General features: G+C 60.4%; 14 protein-coding genes. 12 read left to right on the forward strand and 2 right to left on the reverse strand.

The genetic code is table 11. From position 1 onward, the window contains the following. Window positions 1-23: 23 nt before the first annotated feature. On the reverse strand, window positions 24-1,253 hold the full coding sequence (mexE, locus tag ACSSNI_RS06295; RefSeq protein ID WP_200636825.1) for a multidrug efflux RND transporter periplasmic adaptor subunit MexE: 1,230 nt from the start codon (window positions 1,251-1,253) through the stop codon (window positions 24-26). Here mexE and ACSSNI_RS06300 point away from each other — a divergent pair. Further along, window positions 1,252-1,389, forward strand: coding sequence for a hypothetical protein (locus ACSSNI_RS06300; protein ID WP_200636824.1), 138 nt, complete (start codon window positions 1,252-1,254; stop codon window positions 1,387-1,389). The genes mexE and ACSSNI_RS06300 overlap by 2 nt on opposite strands. A 136-nt stretch (window positions 1,390-1,525) precedes the next feature. Here ACSSNI_RS06300 and ACSSNI_RS06305 read toward each other — a convergent pair whose 3' ends face one another. Beyond that, window positions 1,526-2,443: a LysR family transcriptional regulator gene (locus ACSSNI_RS06305; protein ID WP_102835288.1), complete on the reverse strand. Its 918-nt coding sequence runs from the start codon at window positions 2,441-2,443 to the stop codon at window positions 1,526-1,528. A gap of 267 nt (window positions 2,444-2,710) precedes the next feature. Between ACSSNI_RS06305 and ACSSNI_RS06310 the strand changes: the two genes are divergently transcribed. The 11 genes from ACSSNI_RS06310 (at window position 2,711) to glgB (ending at window position 20,497) form a co-directional block, all read left to right on the forward strand. Beyond that, window positions 2,711-3,727: a zinc-dependent alcohol dehydrogenase family protein gene (locus ACSSNI_RS06310; RefSeq protein WP_200636823.1), complete on the forward strand. Its 1,017-nt coding sequence runs from the start codon at window positions 2,711-2,713 to the stop codon at window positions 3,725-3,727. Window positions 3,728-3,833: 106 nt separating this feature from the next. Next, window positions 3,834-4,691: an SDR family oxidoreductase gene (locus tag ACSSNI_RS06315; protein WP_200636822.1), complete on the forward strand. Its 858-nt coding sequence runs from the start codon at window positions 3,834-3,836 to the stop codon at window positions 4,689-4,691. A gap of 30 nt (window positions 4,692-4,721) precedes the next feature. Further along, window positions 4,722-5,735: a non-homologous end joining protein Ku gene (gene ku / locus ACSSNI_RS06320; protein ID WP_200636821.1), complete on the forward strand. Its 1,014-nt coding sequence runs from the start codon at window positions 4,722-4,724 to the stop codon at window positions 5,733-5,735. Window positions 5,736-5,752: 17 nt separating this feature from the next. Next, on the forward strand, window positions 5,753-6,673 hold the full coding sequence (gene ligD / locus ACSSNI_RS06325; RefSeq protein ID WP_200636819.1) for a non-homologous end-joining DNA ligase: 921 nt from the start codon (window positions 5,753-5,755) through the stop codon (window positions 6,671-6,673). Window positions 6,674-6,830: 157 nt separating this feature from the next. After that, window positions 6,831-9,905 carry a formate dehydrogenase-N subunit alpha gene (gene fdnG, locus ACSSNI_RS06330; RefSeq protein ID WP_200637146.1) on the forward strand — a complete coding sequence of 1,025 codons (3,075 nt, stop codon included), beginning with the start codon at window positions 6,831-6,833 and terminating at the stop codon, window positions 9,903-9,905. Beyond that, the gene (fdxH, locus tag ACSSNI_RS06335; RefSeq protein ID WP_200636817.1) at window positions 9,905-10,840 is read left to right on the forward strand and encodes a formate dehydrogenase subunit beta; all 936 of its coding nucleotides are present in this window, start codon (window positions 9,905-9,907) and stop codon (window positions 10,838-10,840) included. The genes fdnG and fdxH overlap by 1 nt, the downstream gene beginning before the upstream one ends. After that, on the forward strand, window positions 10,837-11,529 hold the full coding sequence (locus ACSSNI_RS06340; protein ID WP_148924174.1) for a formate dehydrogenase subunit gamma: 693 nt from the start codon (window positions 10,837-10,839) through the stop codon (window positions 11,527-11,529). The genes fdxH and ACSSNI_RS06340 overlap by 4 nt, the downstream gene beginning before the upstream one ends. A 45-nt stretch (window positions 11,530-11,574) precedes the next feature. Next, window positions 11,575-12,468: a formate dehydrogenase accessory protein FdhE gene (gene fdhE / locus ACSSNI_RS06345; protein WP_200637143.1), complete on the forward strand. Its 894-nt coding sequence runs from the start codon at window positions 11,575-11,577 to the stop codon at window positions 12,466-12,468. Between the two features lie 335 nt (window positions 12,469-12,803). Continuing rightward, complete coding sequence (locus ACSSNI_RS06350; RefSeq protein ID WP_102835278.1) at window positions 12,804-14,816, forward strand: alpha-1,4-glucan--maltose-1-phosphate maltosyltransferase; 2,013 nt, start codon at window positions 12,804-12,806, stop codon at window positions 14,814-14,816. Between the two features lie 144 nt (window positions 14,817-14,960). Next, window positions 14,961-18,284, forward strand: a complete 3,324-nt coding sequence (treS, locus tag ACSSNI_RS06355) for a maltose alpha-D-glucosyltransferase (RefSeq protein ID WP_200636815.1) — start codon at window positions 14,961-14,963, stop codon at window positions 18,282-18,284. After that, complete coding sequence (gene glgB / locus ACSSNI_RS06360; RefSeq protein WP_200636814.1) at window positions 18,281-20,497, forward strand: 1,4-alpha-glucan branching protein GlgB; 2,217 nt, start codon at window positions 18,281-18,283, stop codon at window positions 20,495-20,497. The genes treS and glgB overlap by 4 nt, the downstream gene beginning before the upstream one ends. The last annotated feature ends 45 nt before the right edge of the window (window positions 20,498-20,542 follow it).

Here is a 20,542-nt window from a genome sequence, read left to right on the forward strand (position 1 = left end):
CGGTCAGTGGGACGTGCTGAACGTCAACTGCTCGGCCCTCGCGCCAGGGTCCGGTCGACCACCTGCGGGTTCATCGCTGCCGATATGGCACGGCTCTGTTCTTTCAGCGCGGCGAGGGTGTCCGCATCTGCCATCGGTACGTCCTCTGGCTGTACGGCATTACCGGGTCGCACGCGCTGCAGGCCGTTCACGACGATGGTTTCACCTTCCTCCAGACCGCTACGAACGATGCGCAGGCCCTCCAGCTTCGGACCCAGCTCGATGGCGCGATAGTTGACGGTGTCGTCCTCCCCGAGCACCAGGACGAACTTCTTCCCAAGATCGGTTCCGACCGCGACATCCTTGATCAGGACGGCGTCGTAGGTGGCGCTACCGACCAGCTTCAGGCGGGCGTAAAGACCGGGAGTGAAGCGCCCGTCACGGTTGTCGAACACGGCGCGTCCGCGAATGGTGCCGGTGCGTGGGTCGACCTGATTGTCGATGAAGTCCATGTGCCCCAGATGAGGGTGGCCTGCCTCGCTGGAGAGCCCGAGATACACCGGTGTCTCCTCGCTACGCTCACCGTTACGGGCGAGTTCGCGGTACTTCAGGTAGGTGCGTTCGTCCGCCTCGAAGTAGGCATAGACCTTGTCGGTGGAGACCAGCGTTGTCAGCAAGGCTTCGCCAGCATTGACCAGGTTGCCCGCTGTAATCAGCGCACGACCTGCGCGGCCATCGATGGGGGCGGTGACGCGGGTGAACCCGAGATCGAGCTTGGCGGCATCGAGCTGAGCCTGGATGGCGGCGACGGCGGACTTCGCTTCGCTGGCGGCGCTGGCTCGCGCGTCAGCCAGTTCGGCGGAAATGGCATTGTTGGCGCGCAGTCGCTCACCGCGCTCGGCTTCGCTTGCGGTCCGGCGCTCAGTGGCACGAGCCTGCTGCAATTCGGCCTGCAGGCGCTTGACCTGCGCTTCAAACGGGCGCGGGTCGATCTGAAACAGCAGATCGCCTTTCTTCACCAGCGAGCCTTCTTCGAACGCGACCTTATCGATGAAGCCCGACACGCGAGGACGAATATCGACCGATTCGGGCGCTTCCAGGCGGCCGGTGAGCTCGTCCCATTCGGTCACCTGCTGTTCGATGACCTCGGCAACACTGACGGCGGGGGGCGGCATGGCCGCTTCGGTGGCTTCGGGCGCTTTACCGCATGCGCCTAAAAGGGCGGCAGCAACCGCAACCAATGGGTAACGCAAGGCTTTGAGTGAACGATCCATGCTTGACTCCGCAACTCGTTTTTTTGATGGCGGAAGTGTGGCGGCAGGGCTGCTCAAGCAGAAATCGAACAAGGCGAATGTGAATATCATTCGGGATGATGTTGCAGCATTTGTCATGGATGGCGCTGCAGGTTGAGCTTCAGCCCGCCCCAAGCCCGGCCGCGCTGGCTACATTAAGGAGCAGAAGAGAGTAAAAGGCGTCATCAATTGCAGCTACAGGGGGCCTCTGCGCCCGAGCGGCAACCCGTGCTGGACATCATGGCGATCTGGGTTCAGAGACTGTCCGGATCGCCTACGAACATCTGGATGCGCGAGCGCAGCCAGCGCTCGGCCGGGTCGTTGTCCTGAGCGCCGCGCCAGGCCATGGACAGCTCGAAGTCCTGGCTGGTCTCGAATGGCAGCGGCTCGGCCCGCACGCCACCGTTGGCGGCAAGCGCTGCGGCGGCATAGTCCGGCATGGTCGCGACCAGGTCGGTTCCGGCCAGCAGGCTCGCCAACCCGTTGAACTGCGGCACCGCCAGCACGACCTTTCGCTTGCAGCCGTGCAGCGCCAACTCGTCATCGATATAGCCGTTCAGGTCGCCAGCAAAGGAAACCATGGCGTGCGGGCGCGAGCAGTAGTCTTCCATCGTCATACGGCCAGGGATGCTGTCGGCACGCAGCAGCATGGGTTTCGGTCTGCGCAATACCTTGCGCTTGGCGTTGGCCGGCAGTTCCTCGGTGTAGCAGACCCCCACCGAGATCTCGCCCGAGGCAAGCAGGCCCGGCATCAACAGGTAATTGGCACGACGCACTACCAGCACCACGCCCGGCGCTTCGGCACGGACGCGCCTGAGCAATTGCGGTAGCAGGGCAAATTCCACCTCATCGGTCAGGCCGATGCGAAACACCAGTTCGCTGGTGGCCGGGTTGAAGTCCGAGGCGCGGCTGACGGCCGTGGAGATCGAATCCAGCGCTGGCGACAGCAACCCGGCGATCTCTTGCGCGCGTGCGGTGGGCTCCATGCTGCGCCCGGTGCGCACGAACAGCGGGTCGTCAAACAACGTACGCAGGCGTGCCAGGGCGGCACTGATGGCGGGCTGCCCAAGAAACAGCTTTTCAGCGGCGCGAGTCACGCTGCGCTCATGCATCAGCGTTTCGAAGACGATAAGCAGATTCAGATCCACGCGGCGAAGGTCGTTGCGGTTCATGCCATTCACTTCAAGCTGTGGTCAGACAAAGGCGCGGCTGACCTTCTGGAGGGTTGCGGTTGCATTCTAGACAGATCGGAGTGACGCCGGCATGTCCATTTCAGCTTTGGAATTACACAAACCTGCAGTCTGTGGCGCAGGTTTACATACAGCTCATCATCATTCCCACGCATGGCGACTATCGAGCGGAATGCAGGGATCGGCGCTGGAGTTGTTCCGGCGGTGCAGATAGAGTCACTGGCACAGTAGTAATCGAGGGGTCTTTCAATGTCCCGCATCATCCGTTTCCACCAGTTCGGGCCAGCCGAAGTGCTGCGTTATGAGCAGCGCGACGTGCCAAAGCCTGGCCCGGGCGAGGTGCTTGTCGACGTGAAAGCGATCGGCATCAGCTGGAACGACGTACTCTGGCGGCAGGACTTGGCTCCGCGTCACGCCAAGCTCCCGGCAGGGCTGGGCAGCGAGATCGCCGGCGAGGTGTTGGCGGTAGGTGATGATGTAGACGGTTTCGCGGTGGGTGATCGTGTCGCCAGCTTCCCTGCGCACGATCTCAACCAGTACCCCCTGTACGGCGAGCAGGTCCTGCTGCCGCAGGCGGCATTGGTCCACTATCCAGAAATGCTCAGCGCAATCGAGGCCTGCGTCCACTACACGCCGGCACTGGTGTCTTATTTCGCCCTGATCGAACTGGCTCAGCTCGAGCCTGGACAATACGTGCTGGTCACCCAGGCGCGGCATTGCACCGGGCCTTCTGCGGTGCAGCTGGCGAAAGCACTTGGCGGACGTGTGATCGCCACCTGCGAGACGGCTGAGGATCGCGACTTCCTGCGTGAGTTGGGTGCCGAGACGGTCATCGTTACCGAAGAGGAAGATCTGGTCGGGCGGCTGCAGAAGATCACCGGTGGGGCTGGCGTGGAAGTCGTACTCGACGGTTGCGGCGGCTCGCAGATGAAGCTGCTGGGCGACGTGATCGCACCGCGCGGCAAACTGATCCTCTATGGGCTTAACGGTGGTAACGAGACCGCGTTTCCCGCCTGCGCAGCGTTCAAGAAGAACTTCAAGTTCTTCCTGCATTGCCTCTGTGATTTTACTGGCCAGCCCGAACTGGGCATCGAGCAGAACCGCGACGCAGTCGAGCGTGCCTTGCTGCACATCAACCAGCTCACGGCCGATCGTCTGGTCACTCCGCAGGTCGACAAAGTATTTACCTTCGACGAGGTGGTGGCCGCGCACGAGTATGTTGAGAGTGGTGCTCCGCGTGGGCGGGTCGCACTGCGCGTCGACTGATTGTCCGAGGCCCCTGTTCAGGGGCCTCTCATCGCTTCACAGAAACTTTTCCTTCCGCCGTCAAGTCCTCCGAATACAGCTTTCAGGCTCTTACGGAGGATCCAGCATGCCCGACGAAAACCAGACGCTCCCACCTCAACAGCAACCGGAGCCTGGCAAGGAAAGCGAGATGAGCCCTCGCCCGGAGTACCGTGGAGAGGACTACAAGGCCGCCGGCAAGCTCACGGGCAAGGTTGCGGTCATTACCGGTGGCGACAGTGGTATCGGCCGCTCTGTCGCGGTGTTATTTGCCCGCGAAGGCGCTGACGTGGCGATTCTTTATCTGGATCAGCACCAGGACGCCGAGCAAACCAAGCGCGTAGTGGAAGAGCAGGGGCGCAAATGCCTGACTTTCGCCGGCGACGTGGCGGACCGCGGTGTATGCCGCAAGGTGATCGATGAAACGCTGAGCGCGTTCGGCAAACTCGACATCCTGGTCAACAACGCAGCCGAGCAGCATCCGCAGGAAAAGCTCGAGGACATCAGCGAAGAGCAGTGGGAGAAAACCTTCCGCACCAACATCTTCGGCATGTTCCAGATGACCAAGGCCGCACTGCCGCATCTGAAAAAAGGCGCCTCCATCATCAACACGACCTCGGTTACCGCCTACAAGGGCAGCCCGCACCTGTTGGATTACTCGTCGACCAAGGGCGCAATCACCTCATTTACCCGTTCGCTGTCGATCAACATCGCCGACCGCGGAATCCGCGTGAACGGAGTAGCGCCTGGGCCGATCTGGACGCCGCTGATTCCGTCGACGTTCGATGAAGAAAAGGTGAAGAAATTCGGCGCCAACGTGCCTATGGAGCGTCCGGGGCAGCCTGATGAAGTGGCGCCGGCATACGTGTATCTGGCCAGCAGCGACTCGTCCTACGTCAGTGGACAAGTTATTCACGTAAACGGCGGCACTGTGCTCAACGGCTGACCGAACGACTGTCGACAGGAGGTAAGGCATATGCCCCGTACGATCTGGAAAGGCGCCGTCAGTTTCGGCCTCGTTCACATCCCCGTCGCGCTTGTACCGGCTACGACCCGGCAGGGTATCGATTTCGACTGGCTGGATAAACGCAGCATGGACAGGGTCGGCTACAAGCGCATCAACAAGACCACTGGGGAAGACATCGAAAGCGAGAACATCGTCAAAGGCGTGGAGTACGAAAAGGGTAATTACGTCGTCATCAGTGATGATGAAATCAAATCAGCCCACCCTGAAGCCACGCAGACGGTCGATATCGTTGCCTTTGTCGATGCCAAGGACATTTCTTTCCTGTACATCGCTACGCCGTACTACCTCACCCCGGACCGAAGGGGTGAAAAGGTCTATGCATTGCTCCGCGAAACCCTGGAGCAGACCGGTAAGGTCGGCATCGCCAATGTTGTGCTACGCAACAAGCAGCATCTGGCGGTTGTGATGCCGCTGGGCAAGGCGCTGGTCATGAATACCTTGCGCTGGGCCGATGAGGTTCGCGGCGTGGAATACCTTGAGATGAAGGACGAAGCGCTTAACCCCGACCTCAACCCCAAGGAACTCGACATGGCCAAGCGGTTGGTCGAGGACATGAGCGAAGACTGGAACCCCGAGCAGTACAAAGACACCTTTCAGGATCAGATCATGGATCTGGTGGAGACCAAGGCCCGAGAAGGCAAGCTCGAAGCCGTGGGTGGGCCGGAAGAAGCAGTGGATCGTCGCAGCGCCGATGTCATCGATCTGACCGAGCTGCTCAAGCGCAGCCTGGCCGGCAAGTCGTCAGCCAAGAAAGCTGCACCGGCGGAAGAAGTCGACGAGGATGACAGCGAAGAGGCTGCTGCCCCGGCCAAGCGGACCACGAGCAAAACCGCAGCGAGCAAATCCAAGGCTCCAGCCAAATCCACTGCCAGTAAGTCTTCAACCAGCAAAACTTCGACGGCACGCAAGACGAGTGCCAGCAAACCCGCTGCCAGCAAGTCCAGCAGCAAGAAGGCGAGCTGAGCCCATGAGGATTGCCCATGGCTGAGAAGGCGGCCAAGAGCCGCCCCGATGTGGGCGGTATCGGCATCAGTAACCCGCAGCGGGTCATCGACCCGGCCAGCGGCGCCACCAAGCTGCAGCTCGCTGAATACTACCTGGCAGTCGGTGAATGGCTGACGCCTCAGTTGGCCAAGCGGCCGCTGTCGATTGTTCGCGCCCCTGAGGGCGTGAGTGGCGATAGTTTCTTCCAGCGCCACTGTGGACGTTTGAAAATGCCCCACATGCGCGTACTGGATAAATCACTGGATCCCGAACACGCCCGTCTGATCCAGGCGGACAGCGTGACTGCGGTGGTCGAGGCGGTGCAGATGGGCACCATCGAGTTCCACACCTGGAATGCGCGTAGCGATCGGATCGACAAGCCGGACCGGGTCGTTTTCGATCTTGATCCCGACCCGGAACTGCCATGGTCGAGCATGGTGCGAGCCACCTGCATGACCCTCGACCTGCTCGACGAACTCGGTCTTCGGGCCTTCCTCAAAACCAGCGGAGGCCGGGGCGTACACGTAGTCGTGCCCATCGACCGTCGTCACAGCTGGGATTGCGCAAATGAATTTGCCCGTGGCGTTACGGTCCGGCTGGCAAAGGAGGCACCGGAGCAAATCGTCGCGAAGATGGGGCCGAAGAACCGGGTCGGCAAGATCTTCGTCGACTACCTGCGCAACCAGCGGGGCGCGAGCACGGTCGCTGCCTTTTCCGCGCGGGCAAGGCCCGGTTTGCCGGTTTCCGTACCCATCGCCCGGGAGGAATTGCAGCAGATCAGCGGCGCCGGTCAATGGAATATCCTCAACCTGCATGAGCGCCTCGACAACCTGAAGCACGATCCCTGGGCCGAATACCCTGCGACCCGCCAGATTCTCTCGGCTCAACTGTTAAAAGACCTCGCTGCGCGCCAGTGACGCGACGGGTGACCTGTTGATGGTCGAGGTCCTGAACTAGCCTTTTAAGCGTAACGACTGTGACGCCCGTCTGTCCCTCTGGAGGAACCATTCCAGAGCGGTCCAGTCGACCTGTTAGATGGACAGACACAATAAGTAACAGGAGATACCGATGACCGTGCGAGTATCCCGGCGACAGTTCCTGAAGTTCGGTGCGGCTGGTGTAGGCGCGTCGAGCATGGCCATGATGGGATTTGCGCCTGATGAAGCCTTCGCGTCGATTCGTCACTTCAAGCTGACCGGCGCAAAAATGACCCGCAATATCTGCACCTACTGCTCAGTAGGCTGCGGCATGCTGCTTTACTCCCGTGGCGATGGCGCGATCAACGTGATCGACGAGATCTACCACGTCGAAGGCGATCCGGATCACCCGGTCAGCCGCGGTTCGCTTTGCCCACGCGGCGCAGGTGTTCTCGACTTCATCAAGAGCGAATCGAGGGTCAAATACCCTGAGGTCCGTGAGCCTTACACCAATGAGTGGAAGCGCATCAGCTGGGACGAGGCCTTCGCGCGTATCGCCCGGCACATGAAAGATGACCGCGACCGGAATTTCGAGACGCATGACGAGCAGGGCCGGCTGGTCAACCGCTGGATGACCACATCGATGGTAGCGGCTTCGGCCTGTACCAACGAGACGGCCTATCTCACGCAGAAGATCACCCGAGCGCTCGGCATTCTCAAAATAGACAACCAGGCTCGCGTTTGACACGGACCAACGGTGGCAGGTCTTGCCCCAACATTTGGTCGCGGTGCCATGACGAATCACTGGACCGACATTGCCAACGCCAATGTCATCCTGTCGATGGGCGGCAATTCGGCTGAAGCGCATCCGGTGGGCTTCCGCTGGGTCATGCATGCCAAGCAGCGCAGCAATGCTGTCCTTATTTCGATTGACCCACGCTTCAATCGCACCACCGCAGTTGCGGACTATCACGCCTGGCTTCGTACCGGCACGGATATCGTGTTCCTTGGTGGTTTCATCAACTATCTGATCGAAACCGAGCGCTATGCCCATGAGTACGTTCGCGAGTACACCGACGCCAGCCTGATCGTGGCCGAGGGGTTTGGTTTCGAGGAAGGGTTGTTCACTGGGTACAACCCTGCAGATCGAACCTACGACCGGAAAACCTGGAATTTCGAGCTGGACGAAAACGGCTTCGCCCGAACCGACCCTACGTTGCAGCATCCACGCTGTGTACTGCAGCTGTTACGTCAGCATTACAGCCGCTACAGCGTCGATCAGGTGGAAAACATCTGCGGCATGCCCAAGGCAAAGGTGCTTGAGCTCTGGGACCTGATGGCGACCACTTCGGCGCCCGACAAGACCATGACCATCCTCTACGCCCTGGGCTGGACGCAGCACACCATCGGCTCGCAGATCATCCGCTGCGGAGCCATGGTCCAGCTGTTGCTGGGCAACATGGGAATGCCGGGTGGCGGCGTGAATGCGCTGCGCGGGCATTCCAACATTCAGGGGCTTACGGACATCGGGTTGCTGTCAAACCTGCTCCCCGGCTACATGAATCTTCCGTCGGTGAACCTGCAGTCCTACGAGGACTACATGAAGACCCGCATCAAGCTGCCGCTGCTCGAAGGCGAGGTTTCCTACTGGAAGTTCTATGAGCGGTTCTTCGTCAGTTTGATGAAAGATTGGTACGGCGATGTGGCAGCCAAGGAAAACAATTGGTGCTACGACTGGCTGCCAAAGCTGTCCGAACCAATCTATGACGTGCTGTACGCCATCAACGACATGACGCTTGGCAAGATGACCGGCGCATTCTGTCAGGGCTTCAACATTCTGGCGGCTTTCCCGAACAAGGCGAAGGTCATGGACGGTCTGTCGAAGCTTAAATTCCTGGTGATCATGGACCCGCTCACCGTGGAGACAGGCGAGTTCTGGAAAAACTTCGGTGAATACCACGACGTCGACCCGTCGCAGATCCCCACCGAGGTGTTCCGGTTGCCGACCACCTGTTTTGCGGAGGATGACGGCTCCATCACCAACAGTGCGCGCTGGTTGCAATGGCATGAGCGGGCCGTGCCTGGCCCGGGCGAAGCCATGACCGATACGGAGATCCTGGGTGAGGTCATGTTGCGCCTGAAGCTCATGTACCAGGAGGAGGGTGGTGCCTTCCCCGATCCGATCCTCAATCTGACGTGGAACTACAAGGTGCCGCAGTATCCCAAGGCATCCGAACTGGCCATGGAGTACAACGGTCGCGCACTGGCGGACATTACCGATGACAGCGGCAAGGTCATTCGGCGCAAAGGCGAGCAGTTGCAGGATTTCAGTGAACTGCGCTCGGACGGCTCGACCGCCTGTGGTTGCTGGATCTATTCCGGCGCCTGGCCCGAGCAGGGCAACATGATGGCCCGTCGCGACAATTCGGACCCCTACAACACCGGTAATACCCTGGGCTGGGCCTGGGCCTGGCCGATGAATCGGCGACTGCTCTATAACCGCGCTTCGGCGCGTCCCGACGGTACGCCATGGGCACCGAACAAGGCGTTCATCTGGTGGAACGGCGAGCGCTGGACAGGCGCTGATGTGCCCGACTTCCCGGTCACGTCGCCGCCCTCGCAAGGGGTGGGTCCGTTCATCGTCACCCAGACCGGACGTGGGCATTTCTTCGCCTGCGAATGGTTGAACGAAGGGCCTTTCCCCGAGCATTACGAGCCCATGGAGACGCCGATCGACCGCAATCCACTGAGCCCGGACAACCCCTTGGCGCTGCATAACCCCATCGCCCGGGTGTTCGAGCAGGACCGCGACTCGTTCGGTTCAAACACGGAATTCCCCTATGCGGCGACGACCTATCGCCTGACCGAGCACTTCCATTACTGGACCACCCATGCGCGGCTCAACGCCATCGCTCAGCCGGAGAAGTTCATCGAGATCAGCGAAGTGCTCGCCGGCGAACTGGGCATTGCGGCCGGTGATCGGGTCAAGGTCAGCTCCAAGCGCGGCTATATCACCGCCGTGGCGGTGGTCACCAAACGGCTGGTGCCGCTGGAGATCGACGGCCGCACGGTGCATCAGATCGGTATCCCGATTCACTGGGGGTTCAAGGGTGTGGCGAAGAAGGCGCACCTGACCAACACCCTGACACCCTTCGTGGGCGACGGTAATACGCAGACGCCAGAGTTCAAGTCGTTCCTGGTGAACGTGGAAAAAGTCGGAGGGATCCTCTGATGAGAGGCGACCAGATCAATCTGCAAAACATCATCGCCCGTTCGGCGACGACCACGCCTTCGCCACAGGTACGCCATGGGGGTGTGGAGAAGGTCACCAAACTGATCGACGTGTCGGTCTGCATTGGCTGCAAGGCCTGTCAGGTGGCGTGCTCGGAGTGGAACGACCTGCGCGACGAGGTTGGGGAGTGTGACGGTACTTACAACAACCCTCAGGACCTTTCGCCTGAGTCATTCGAGGTGATGCGTTTCTCGGAATACGAGGACGAGCAGGGCAACCTCGAATGGCTGATCCGCAAGGACAACTGCATGCATTGCGCCGAGCCTGGCTGTCTCAAGGCCTGCCCGTCACCCGGCGCCATCGTGCAGTACGCCAACGGCATCGTCGATTTCAATTCCGAGCATTGCATCGGCTGTGGTTATTGCGTGGCGGGTTGCCCGTTCGACATTCCGCGAATCTCGAAAAAGGACAACAAGGCGTACAAGTGCACCCTGTGTTCGGATCGGGTCTACAACGGGCTGGAGCCGGCGTGCGTCAAGAGCTGCCCGACCTCGGCCATCATGTTCGGCACCAAGGAAGACATGCTCGACTACGGTGCGCACCGAGTCGCGGATCTGCAGGGGCGTGGTTACGAAAATGCCGGGATCTACGATCCGCCAGGTGTTGGCGGCACTCACGTGGTCTATGTGCTGCAGCACAACGACAGGCCGGAGCTCTACAGCGGGTTGCCGCGTGATCCCCATATCGCGCCCACGGTCGAGCTGTGGAAAGGGGTGACCAAACCGATCATGTCGGTGGCGCTGGGCATGTCGGTGCTGGCGGGCTTCTTCCATTACGTGATGAAAGGGCCGAAAGAGGAGCCGGAGGACGATCCGGATCCGGAAAATGCGCATGACGCCCGTGAAATCGACAAGCGCGGGGAGGACCGGCTATGAGCCACTCGAATGTCAAACACGGCATCCTGCGCTATGGCTGGTGGACGCGCGTAAATCACTGGCTCATCGCGATCAGCTTCGTGCTGCTCGTGCTGAGCGGGTTGGCGTTGTTCTACCCGTTCTTCTTCGGCCTGACCGCGCTGTTCGGCGGGCCAGAGCCGACGCGCATCGTTCACCCGTACATCGGCGTGTTCATGTCGTTGTTCTTCGTCATCCAGGCGGTGCGCTTTTTCGGCGACAACCTGATCCGTCGTCACGATGTGCAATGGATGAAGCAGATCCGCGACGTGCTGGCCAACCGCGACGAGCGACTGCCGCCGGTAGGCAAGAACAACGCCGGGCAGAAGCTGGTGTACTGGATCTTCCTCGCCACTGTGCCGGTGCTGCTGATCACCGGCATCGTTCTCTGGCGCCCATGGATCGCCGATGACATGCCGGTCTGGGCGCTGCGCTGGGCGGTCACCATCCATGCATACACCGCCTTCATTGCGATCATCACACTGGTGATCCACATCTACTCGGCGATCTGGGTGAAGGGGTCGGTACGCGCGATGACGCAGGGACGTGTAAGCCACGCCTGGGCGCGTCACCACCACGGTCTCTGGTATGACGAGGTACGCCGCAAGGGAGGGCATGAGGATCCGGGCGGTCTGTCGCCCAACCGGGACGTACCCTCGAAACGAACGTAAGGAGCTGCAGTGAACCACTCTTTTGGAAGTGCGCCATCGGGAATCATGGAGGCGCCAAATGTGGTGTTGCCGAACGCCAAAGTGTTCAGCAAGCGTGCGACGAGGCTGCGGGAACTCGTCCAGCAGGTTCCACCGCTGGATGAGTTTCTCGCCTTCATGGCGCGCTTGGTGCAAGCCCAGCACCAGGTACTGATTGAGCGGGAACCAGTTTGGCGTCCGGCTGAGGACGCATTCGATCAAGCGTTGAAGCATGGGCTGCCGCCACTCGGTTTTCAGGCCTTGAAGCGTGACGTGCCCTGGAATGAAGACCTGCTGTCGATGCTTGATGCGATGGAGCTTCACGTAGGGGAGATTCAACGACCGTTGCTCAAGAGACTCCGGGAATCCTCGCGTGAGCAGCTCGATGCGTTGGCGGACGACGTTCTCGAGGCCCGACCCGGTGATGAAACTAGCCGGCCGTTGCTGCCACTGGTCGCCGCCGCCCTGCAGATCAGTTGGATGAGGCTGGCGATGGCGTTGCCTCGGCCCCCCGAAAAACCTGTGGGCGAAGCGAAAGGGCTGTGCCCGTGCTGCGGTGCCCCACCGGTCGCCAGCGTCATTCACAACGAACGTCACCGCGCGGGCGTGCGTTATCTGCATTGCTCGCTGTGCGCCACTGAGTGGCATCTGGAGCGACTCAAGTGCAGTGTCTGTGACAGCGGTGCGAAGCTGCTGTACCTGACGTTGGATGACGAGCAAGGCAAGCCTGCTATGCCGGTTCAGGCGGAGTCGTGCGGCGAATGTCACAGCTATCTCAAGGTCATGTTGCGCGAGGAGCACGGGCGCGCTGACCCGGTAGCAGACGACCTTGCCAGCCTTGCGCTCGATATGCTGCTGGCCGAACAGGGCGAATACGGCCGTAGCGGGTACAACCCGTTGCTGATCGTCGGTGGTGACTAGCGCACCAGGCGTATGTTTCAGCCGGGCACCTTTGGGGGCAGCCGCACATCAAATGCGCTTCGAATTGCCAGCAAACTGGCTCCTACTGGAGCAATGCACCCACACGCCGGCCGTTCTGTCCGGCGTTTGTCCTAAAACAACCGCAGCGCTGTCTGTGACTAGCGGTAGCGGCCTTCCTGCTGAACTTTTCACGCCTCCTTTGGTTCGGAAAGAACAGAGCCCGAGAAAGCCCGCATGAAGGGTTTTCCGCCGGTATTGCCAACCCCGCTCGATCGCCAATCACGAGCGGGGAGGTTTTGCCGTTTCGCTGTCATTTCGCCTAGGAGCCCCGTTCGATGACCGATGCAAAGCCCCATCCGGTGATTCACCCCCGACTTGAACAGGCCTTGCGGATGCCGCGCATCGCCATTGAATCTACCCAACCCGTCCTTGAAGGGGGGCGATTTGCCGCAAAGGCAACCATTGGCCACCCGATCAACGTCACGAGCAAGATCTTTGCCGATGGGCACGATCAGCTCGCTGCGACGATCTGCTGGCGGACCAAGGACGAAACCACCTGGCGCCGCGCACGGCTCAAGTTGATCGGCAACGACAGCTGGGAGGGGCAGTTCACCCCAACCCAGGTCGCATCACACGAGTTCATGATCGAAGCCTGGTGGGATATCTACGAGACCTACCGTTACGAGCTGTCGAAGAAGCACACCGCCGGCGTTCCAGTGCAGCTTGAGCTGGAAGAAGGACGACTGCTGCTTGAGCGCGCCAGCCAACGCGCGCAGGGCGAAACCAAGGCCATCCTCGATGATCTGCTGCACCGCCTGAGCGTGGCGCACCTGGACGACGAGCGCGTCTCGGTGATGCTGGCCAGTGAAACCGCCGCGGCGATGGCTGATGCAGACCCACGTGAGCATTGCAGCCAGAGCGATGTATACCCGGTGGAGGTCGAGCGACCGCTTGCACTGTTTGCCAGCTGGTACGAGTTGTTCCCCCGCTCTGAAACCGATGACCCCAACCGTCACGGTACCTTCCACGACGTACACAAGCGTTTGCCGTCGATCCGCGACATGGGCTTCGACGTGCTCTATTTCACGCCGATTCACCCTATCGGCCGGCAGCACCGCAAAGGCCCGAACAACACCCTGCATGCCGGTCCGGATGATCCAGGCAGCCCGTATGCAATCGGCAGCGAAGCCGGTGGGCACGATGCTGTTCACCCGGAGCTGGGTACGCTTGACGATTTCCGCGCACTGGTCGCTGCGGCCCGAGAGCACGGTCTGGAAATCGCACTCGACTTCGCGATTCAGTGTTCGCAGGATCACCCGTGGCTCAACGAGCATCCGGGCTGGTTCTCCTGGCGACCGGACGGGACCATCCGCTATGCGGAGAACCCGCCGAAAAAGTACCAGGACATCGTCAACGTCGATTTCTACGCCGAGGACGCCATGCCCGATCTGTGGATCGCCCTGCGCGATGTGATCTGGCACTGGGTGGAGCAGGGCGTGAAGATCTTCCGCGTCGATAATCCGCACACCAAACCGCTGCCATTCTGGGAGTGGATGATTGCCGATATCCGCGAGCGAGACCCGGATGTCATGTTCCTTTCTGAGGCTTTCACCAAGCCGGCGATGATGGCGCGCCTGGGCAAGGCTGGCTTCAACCAGAGCTACACCTACTTCACCTGGCGCAACAACAAAGCTGAGCTCAGCGAATATCTCACCGAGCTCAACGAGCATCCGCTTCGCGATTGCTACCGGCCTAACTTCTTCGTCAACACGCCGGACATCAACCCGTTCTTCTTGCACGACTCCGGGCGCGCTGGGTTCCTGATTCGCGCGGCGCTGGCGACGATGGGCTCCGGGCTGTGGGGCATGTACTCGGGGTTTGAACTGTGCGAATCGGCGGCGATTCCAGGCAAGGAGGAGTACCTGGATTCGGAGAAGTACCAGATACGAGTACGGGACTATCACGCACCGGGCAACATCGTTGCCGAGATTGCCCAGCTCAATCGAATCCGCAGGCAGAACCCGGCCCTGCAGACGCATTTGGGGTTCAAGGCATACACGGCCTACAACGACAACATCCTGTTCTTCGGCAAACGCACGCCGGATCTGAAGAACTTCATCCTGGTTGCGGTTAGCCTTGACCCACATAACGCCCAGGAAGCGCATTTCGAGCTGCCGCTGTGGGAGATGGGGCTCCCGGACAATGCCGAGACCCGAGGCGAAGACCTTATGAACGGTCATCGCTGGACTTGGTACGGCAAGACTCAGTTTATGCGGATTGAGCCCTGGCACTTGCCCTTCGGCATTTGGCGCATCAGTTCTGATGCCATGGACCCTGACTTAAAGTGATTTATTAAGAAGGGTATAAAAACGCTATTTATCAGTTGTTTATAAACATTAGCTCATCTCGTTTATAGACTAGCTGGCTTACTTTTCCGCCTCGGCTGGCCAAATGTGTGGGCCAGTCAGGAGGCAGATGAAAGGAACGAGACCATGGCCAGAGCGCGCAAACCTGCTGCCTTTATCAAGGACCCTCTTTGGTACAAGGATGCGGTGGTCTATCAGGTCCACCTGAAATCCTTCTTCGATTCGAACAACGACGGCGTCGGCGACTTTCAGGGCTTGATCGACAAGCTCGACTACATCGCCGACCTCGGCGTGAACACCATCTGGCTACTGCCGTTCTACCCATCGCCGCGTCGCGACGACGGTTATGACATCGCTGAATACCGTGGCGTGCATTCGGATTACGGCACCATGGCTGACGCCAAGCGCTTTATCTCTGAGGCTCACAAGCGTGGCCTGCGGGTGATCACCGAACTGGTCATCAACCACACCTCCGATCAGCACCCGTGGTTTCAGCGTGCGCGCAAGGCGAAGAAGGGGTCCGCGGCGCGTGACTTTTACGTGTGGTCCGACACTGACGAGAAATACGACGGCACGCGGATCATCTTTCTGGATACCGAAGTGTCGAACTGGACCTGGGACCCGGTAGCACAGCAGTACTTCTGGCATCGCTTCTATTCTCACCAGCCGGACCTCAACTTCGACAACCCGCAGGTGATGAAGGCGGTTCTCAGCGTGATGCGCTACTGGCTGGATCTCGGGATCGACGGACTGCGTCTGGACGCGATTCCCTACCTGGTGGAACGCGACGGCACTAACAACGAGAACCTGCCCGAAACCCATGTGGTGCTGAAAAAGATCCGCGCCGAGATCGACGCCAACTACCCCGACCGCATGCTGCTGGCCGAAGCCAATCAATGGCCGGAAGACACGCAGCTGTACTTCGGCGGCGAGGATGGCGGGCTCGGCGACGAATGCCACATGGCCTTCCATTTCCCGTTGATGCCGCGCATGTACATGGCGCTTGCCCAGGAAGACCGTTTCCCGATTACCGACATTCTCCGGCAAACACCGGACATTCCCGAGAACTGCCAGTGGGCGATCTTCCTGCGCAACCATGACGAGCTGACGCTGGAAATGGTGACCGACAAGGAGCGTGACTACCTCTGGAATTACTACGCCTCGGACAAGCGCGCGCGAATCAACCTCGGCATCCGACGTCGCCTGGCGCCACTGCTGGAACGGGACCGCCGCAGGATCGAGCTGCTCAACAGCCTGTTGCTCTCGATGCCCGGTACGCCGGTGATCTATTACGGCGATGAAATCGGCATGGGCGACAACATCTTTCTCGGTGACCGAGACGGTGTGCGCACGCCGATGCAGTGGTCGGTCGACCGCAACGGCGGCTTTTCCCGCGCCGACCCGCCCAGCCTGGTGCTGCCGCCGATCATGGACCCGCTCTACGGCTATCAGGCGATCAACGTCGAGGCTCAGCAGCGCGACCCGCATTCACTGCTCAACTGGACGCGACGGCTGCTTTCCATCCGCAAGCAGTTCAAGGCATTTGGCCGTGGCACCCTGAAGATGCTGGCGCCGAGCAACCGTCGCATTCTTGCCTATATCCGCGAGTTCACGACGGCAACCGGCGAGACGGAAGTGATCTTCTGCGTCGCCAACGTCTCGCGTTCGGCACAGGCCGCAGAGCTGGAGCTGTCGCATTACGCCGGCATGGTGCCGGTGGAAATGGTCGGCGGCAGTGCCTTCCCGCCGATCGGCCAACTGCCGTATCTGCTGACTCTACCTCCCTACGGCTTTTACTGGTTCCAGCTGGCAACCAGTCACCAGATGCCGAGCTGGCACCAAGAACCGGTGGAAACCATGCCTGATTTTCAAACGTTGGTGCTCAAGCGCCTGGATACGCTCAATGCGGCCAACAAACGGATTCTGGAAACCGAATCGCTGCCGGCATACCTGCCCAAGCGTCGCTGGTTCGCCAGCAAGGATGCGACGATCAACTCGATCAAAATCTGCTACAGCGTGCCGTTCGGCGACCCGCAACGCCCGGTATTGTTGAGTGAGGTGGCGGTCGATGCAGGCGGACGCAGCGACCGTTATCAGTTGCCATTGGGCTTCCTCGACGAGGGTGACTTCGATATCGCGCTGCCTCAGCAACTGGCAATGGCGCGGGTTCGTCGCGGGCCGCAAGTGGGCCTCCTGACCGATGCCTTCGCGCTCAAGCAGTTCGTACTCGGCGTCATCCAGGGGCTGCGCGAGGAGCAGGTGCTGCCGTGCGGCGAAGGCGAGATACGTTTCCAGCCCATGGCGCAGCTCGCAGAAATCGAACTGCCAGCCGAGGCGGAAGTGCGCTACCTCACTGCCGAACAGTCCAACAGCTCGGCGATCATCGGCAGCTGCATGATGATCAAGGTCTTGCGCCGCGTTTCGGCCGGGATGCACCCGGAACTGGAGATGGGCAGCTTCCTGACCGAACAAGGCTTCACCCATATCTCGGCGATGCTGGGGCAGGTGAGCCGCTTCGACAAGAGCGGTGAGCAATACGCCCTGATGGTCGTGCAGCGCTTCCTCGACAACCAGGGCGACGCCTGGGAGTGGACGCTGAACACGCTGGACCGGGCGGTGCGCGACCAGATCGCTGGCGGCGTTTCACTGCATGAAAACCAGTTCAGTGCCCTGGAAGAGCTTGAAGCCTTCAACCGGCTGCTTGGTCAACGCCTGGGCGAAATGCACATGACCCTGGCGGTGCAGACCGACAACCAGGCCTTTGCTGCCGAGCCGACCACGGCTTCGGATGCCAAGGAATGGACGCAGTTGATTTCCGGGCAGGTCGAACATGCGCTTGATCTGCTGCAGGCTCGCCGTGGCGATCTGGATCGTAAAACTACCGCACAGGTCGATCAGCTCCTTGATCAGCGCAAACAGTTGCTGGCTGAGGTCAAGCGGCTAGCCAATCGCACGCTGGGTGGGCTGCGGACGCGAGTGCATGGTGACCTGCACCTTGGCCAGATTCTGGTAGCGCAGGGTGATGCCTACTTCATCGACTTCGAGGGCGAGCCCGCACGCTCGCTTGAGGAGCGACGCAGCAAGCTGAGCCCGTTCAAGGACGTCGCCGGTGTCCTGCGCTCCTTTGAATACGCCACCGCCATGACGCTGCGTAACGCCCAGTCGAGCGACAGCTCGGAAGTTGCCGACCAGGCTCGCCGCACCATTTCCGACACCTATCAACAAAGTGCACGTGCGGTCTTCCTGAAAGCTTATCGCGAGGCGACCGCCGAGTTGCCACATGCCTGGAAGGACGCGGCCGGTGCTGATGCGGCTCTGGCCCTGTTCAGTCTGGAAAAGACCGCGTATGAAGTAGCTTATGAAGCAGAGAACCGCCCGGCTTGGCTGACCGTCCCGCTTCAGGGACTGGCGACGCTGGCACAACAGATTTCCGATGGAGGTTCCCAATGAATGATCGTCCGGCCGTGACAATGCCCGGTGAAAACCTGCTACCAACCGATGCTGATGTCGACGCGCTGGTGCGCGCCGAACATGGCAACCCGTTTTCCATTCTTGGCCCGCACCCGGACGGTGATGGGCTGGTCGTGCGCGCCTACCTGCCTAATGCGTTGGGCGTCGAAGTGCTTGAACGCAGCGGCGGGAGAGTCCTGGCGGCCATGGAGCAAGGGCAGGTGCCCGGCTTTTTCTTCACCCGATTGACCAATCAACAGCCGTATCTGTTGAAGATTCGCTGGGCCAGTGGCGAACAAATCACCGAAGACCCTTTCAGCTTTGGTCCCCAGCTCGGCGAAATGGACATGTACCTGTTTTCCGAGGGCAACCATCGGGAAATCGGCCGCGTGTTCGGCGCTCAGCCCATGGAGGTCGATGGCGTTCAGGGTGTTCGCTTCGCAGTGTGGGCGCCTAACGCTCGCCGCGTATCGGTAGTTGGCAGCTTCAACGGTTGGGACGGGCGTCGGCACCCCATGCGCTTGCGCTTTCCGTCAGGCGTGTGGGAGATCTTCATCCCGCGTTTGCAGCCGGGCGAGGCCTACAAATACGAGATTCTTGGCCCGCACGGCATCCTGCCACTGAAGGCCGATCCAATTGCACTGGCCACCGAACTGCCGCCAGGCACTGCATCGGTAGTCTCGCACCCGCTTGAATACGAATGGAAAGACGAGGCCTGGCTGGAGCAGCGGGCAAAGCAGCAGTCGGTGAAAGCACCGATGAGCATCTACGAGCTGCACGCTGGCTCCTGGCGTCGCGACGGCGGCGACGACGGTCGCTTGTACGACTGGCATGAACTGGCCGAGCGGCTGATTCCCTATGTGGTCGATCTGGGTTTCACCCATATCGAACTGATGCCCATCATGGAGCACCCCTTCGGCGGCTCCTGGGGTTACCAGCTGCTGTCCCAGTTCGCGCCAAGCGCGCGTTATGGGTCGGCGCACGACTTCGCAGCCTTCATCGATGCCTGCCACGCCGCCGGTATTGGTGTGATTCTCGACTGGGTTCCGGCCCACTTCCCGACTGATGCTCATGGTTTGGGCGAGTTCGATGGCACTGCGCTTTACGAGTACGCGCACCCGTTCGAGGGCTTCCATCAGGACTGGGATACCTACATCTACAACCTGGGGCGTACCGAGGTGCATGGCTTCATGCTTGCCTCGGCATTGCACTGGCTGCGCGAATTCCACGTCGACGCGCTGCGTGTGGATGCGGTGGCCTCGATGCTGTATCGCGACTACTCGCGCAAGGATGGTGAGTGGATTCCCAACCGTCATGGCGGCCGGGAGAATCTGGAAGCCATCGACTTCCTGCGTCACCTGAATGATGTCGTGGCGACTGAAACCCCTGGTGCGCTGGTCATTGCTGAGGAGTCCACAGCATTCCCCGGCGTGAGCAAGCCAACGTCCGAGGACGGGCTCGGCTTTGCCTACAAGTGGAACATGGGCTGGATGCACGACACGCTCCAATACATCGAAGAAGACCCGATCAACCGTCAGTACCACCACGACAAATTCACTTTCGGCATGGTCTACGCCTATTCGGAACACTTCGTCCTGCCGATTTCCCACGATGAGGTGGTGCACGGCAAAGGCTCGTTGATCGACAAAATGCCGGGCGACCGCTGGCAGAAATTCGCCAACCTGCGGGCTTATCTGTCGTTCATGTGGACGCACCCCGGCAAGAAGCTACTGTTCATGGGCTGCGAGTTCGGCCAATGGCGTGAATGGAACCATGACCGCGAGCTTGATTGGCATCTGCTGGAAGAGCCCGACCACCGCGGCGCGCAGAATCTGGTGCGCGATCTCAATCATCTGTACAGCAAGGAACCTGCGCTGCATGAGCTCGACTCCGATCCGGCCGGCTTCCAGTGGTTGATCGGTGATGATCGCGCCAACAGCGTGTTTGCTTGGCTGCGCATGGATTCCAGCGGCAATCCATTGTTGATCGTGGGTAATTACACGCCGGTCGTTCGCGAGAACTATCGCATTGGCGTGCCCGTCGACAGCCGCTGGGAGGAAATCTTCAACAGTGACGCCGAGTGCTATGGCGGCTCCAACGTGGGTAATGGCGGCGGCATATTGGCCGAGCAGATTCCGGCTCATGGTCAGGATGTGTCACTGGCGCTGACCCTGCCGCCGCTGGGTGTGATCATCCTTCGACCCCAGGTGTAACTGCTGCAGACCGGCGCCTGATGCCAGACGCCGGTACAAAAAAAG

This window comes from Stutzerimonas tianxiuensis (assembly GCF_053470365.1).

Bases quoted from the DNA above. Each gene is read 5' to 3' on its own strand.
- ACSSNI_RS06300 (WP_200636824.1), top strand. From the start codon at position 1,252: ATGCTTGACTCCGCAACTCGTTTTTTTGATGGCGGAAGTGTGGCGGCA.
- mexE (WP_200636825.1), bottom strand. From the start codon at position 1,253: ATGGATCGTTCACTCAAAGCCTTGCGTTACCCATTGGTTGCGGTTGCT.
- ACSSNI_RS06305 (WP_102835288.1), bottom strand. From the start codon at position 2,443: ATGAACCGCAACGACCTTCGCCGCGTGGATCTGAATCTGCTTATCGTC.
- ACSSNI_RS06310 (WP_200636823.1), top strand. From the start codon at position 2,711: ATGTCCCGCATCATCCGTTTCCACCAGTTCGGGCCAGCCGAAGTGCTG.
- ACSSNI_RS06315 (WP_200636822.1), top strand. From the start codon at position 3,834: ATGCCCGACGAAAACCAGACGCTCCCACCTCAACAGCAACCGGAGCCT.
- ku (WP_200636821.1), top strand. From the start codon at position 4,722: ATGCCCCGTACGATCTGGAAAGGCGCCGTCAGTTTCGGCCTCGTTCAC.
- ligD (WP_200636819.1), top strand. From the start codon at position 5,753: ATGGCTGAGAAGGCGGCCAAGAGCCGCCCCGATGTGGGCGGTATCGGC.
- fdxH (WP_200636817.1), top strand. From the start codon at position 9,905: ATGAGAGGCGACCAGATCAATCTGCAAAACATCATCGCCCGTTCGGCG.
- ACSSNI_RS06340 (WP_148924174.1), top strand. From the start codon at position 10,837: ATGAGCCACTCGAATGTCAAACACGGCATCCTGCGCTATGGCTGGTGG.
- fdhE (WP_200637143.1), top strand. From the start codon at position 11,575: ATGGAGGCGCCAAATGTGGTGTTGCCGAACGCCAAAGTGTTCAGCAAG.
- ACSSNI_RS06350 (WP_102835278.1), top strand. From the start codon at position 12,804: ATGACCGATGCAAAGCCCCATCCGGTGATTCACCCCCGACTTGAACAG.
- treS (WP_200636815.1), top strand. From the start codon at position 14,961: ATGGCCAGAGCGCGCAAACCTGCTGCCTTTATCAAGGACCCTCTTTGG.
- glgB (WP_200636814.1), top strand. From the start codon at position 18,281: ATGAATGATCGTCCGGCCGTGACAATGCCCGGTGAAAACCTGCTACCA.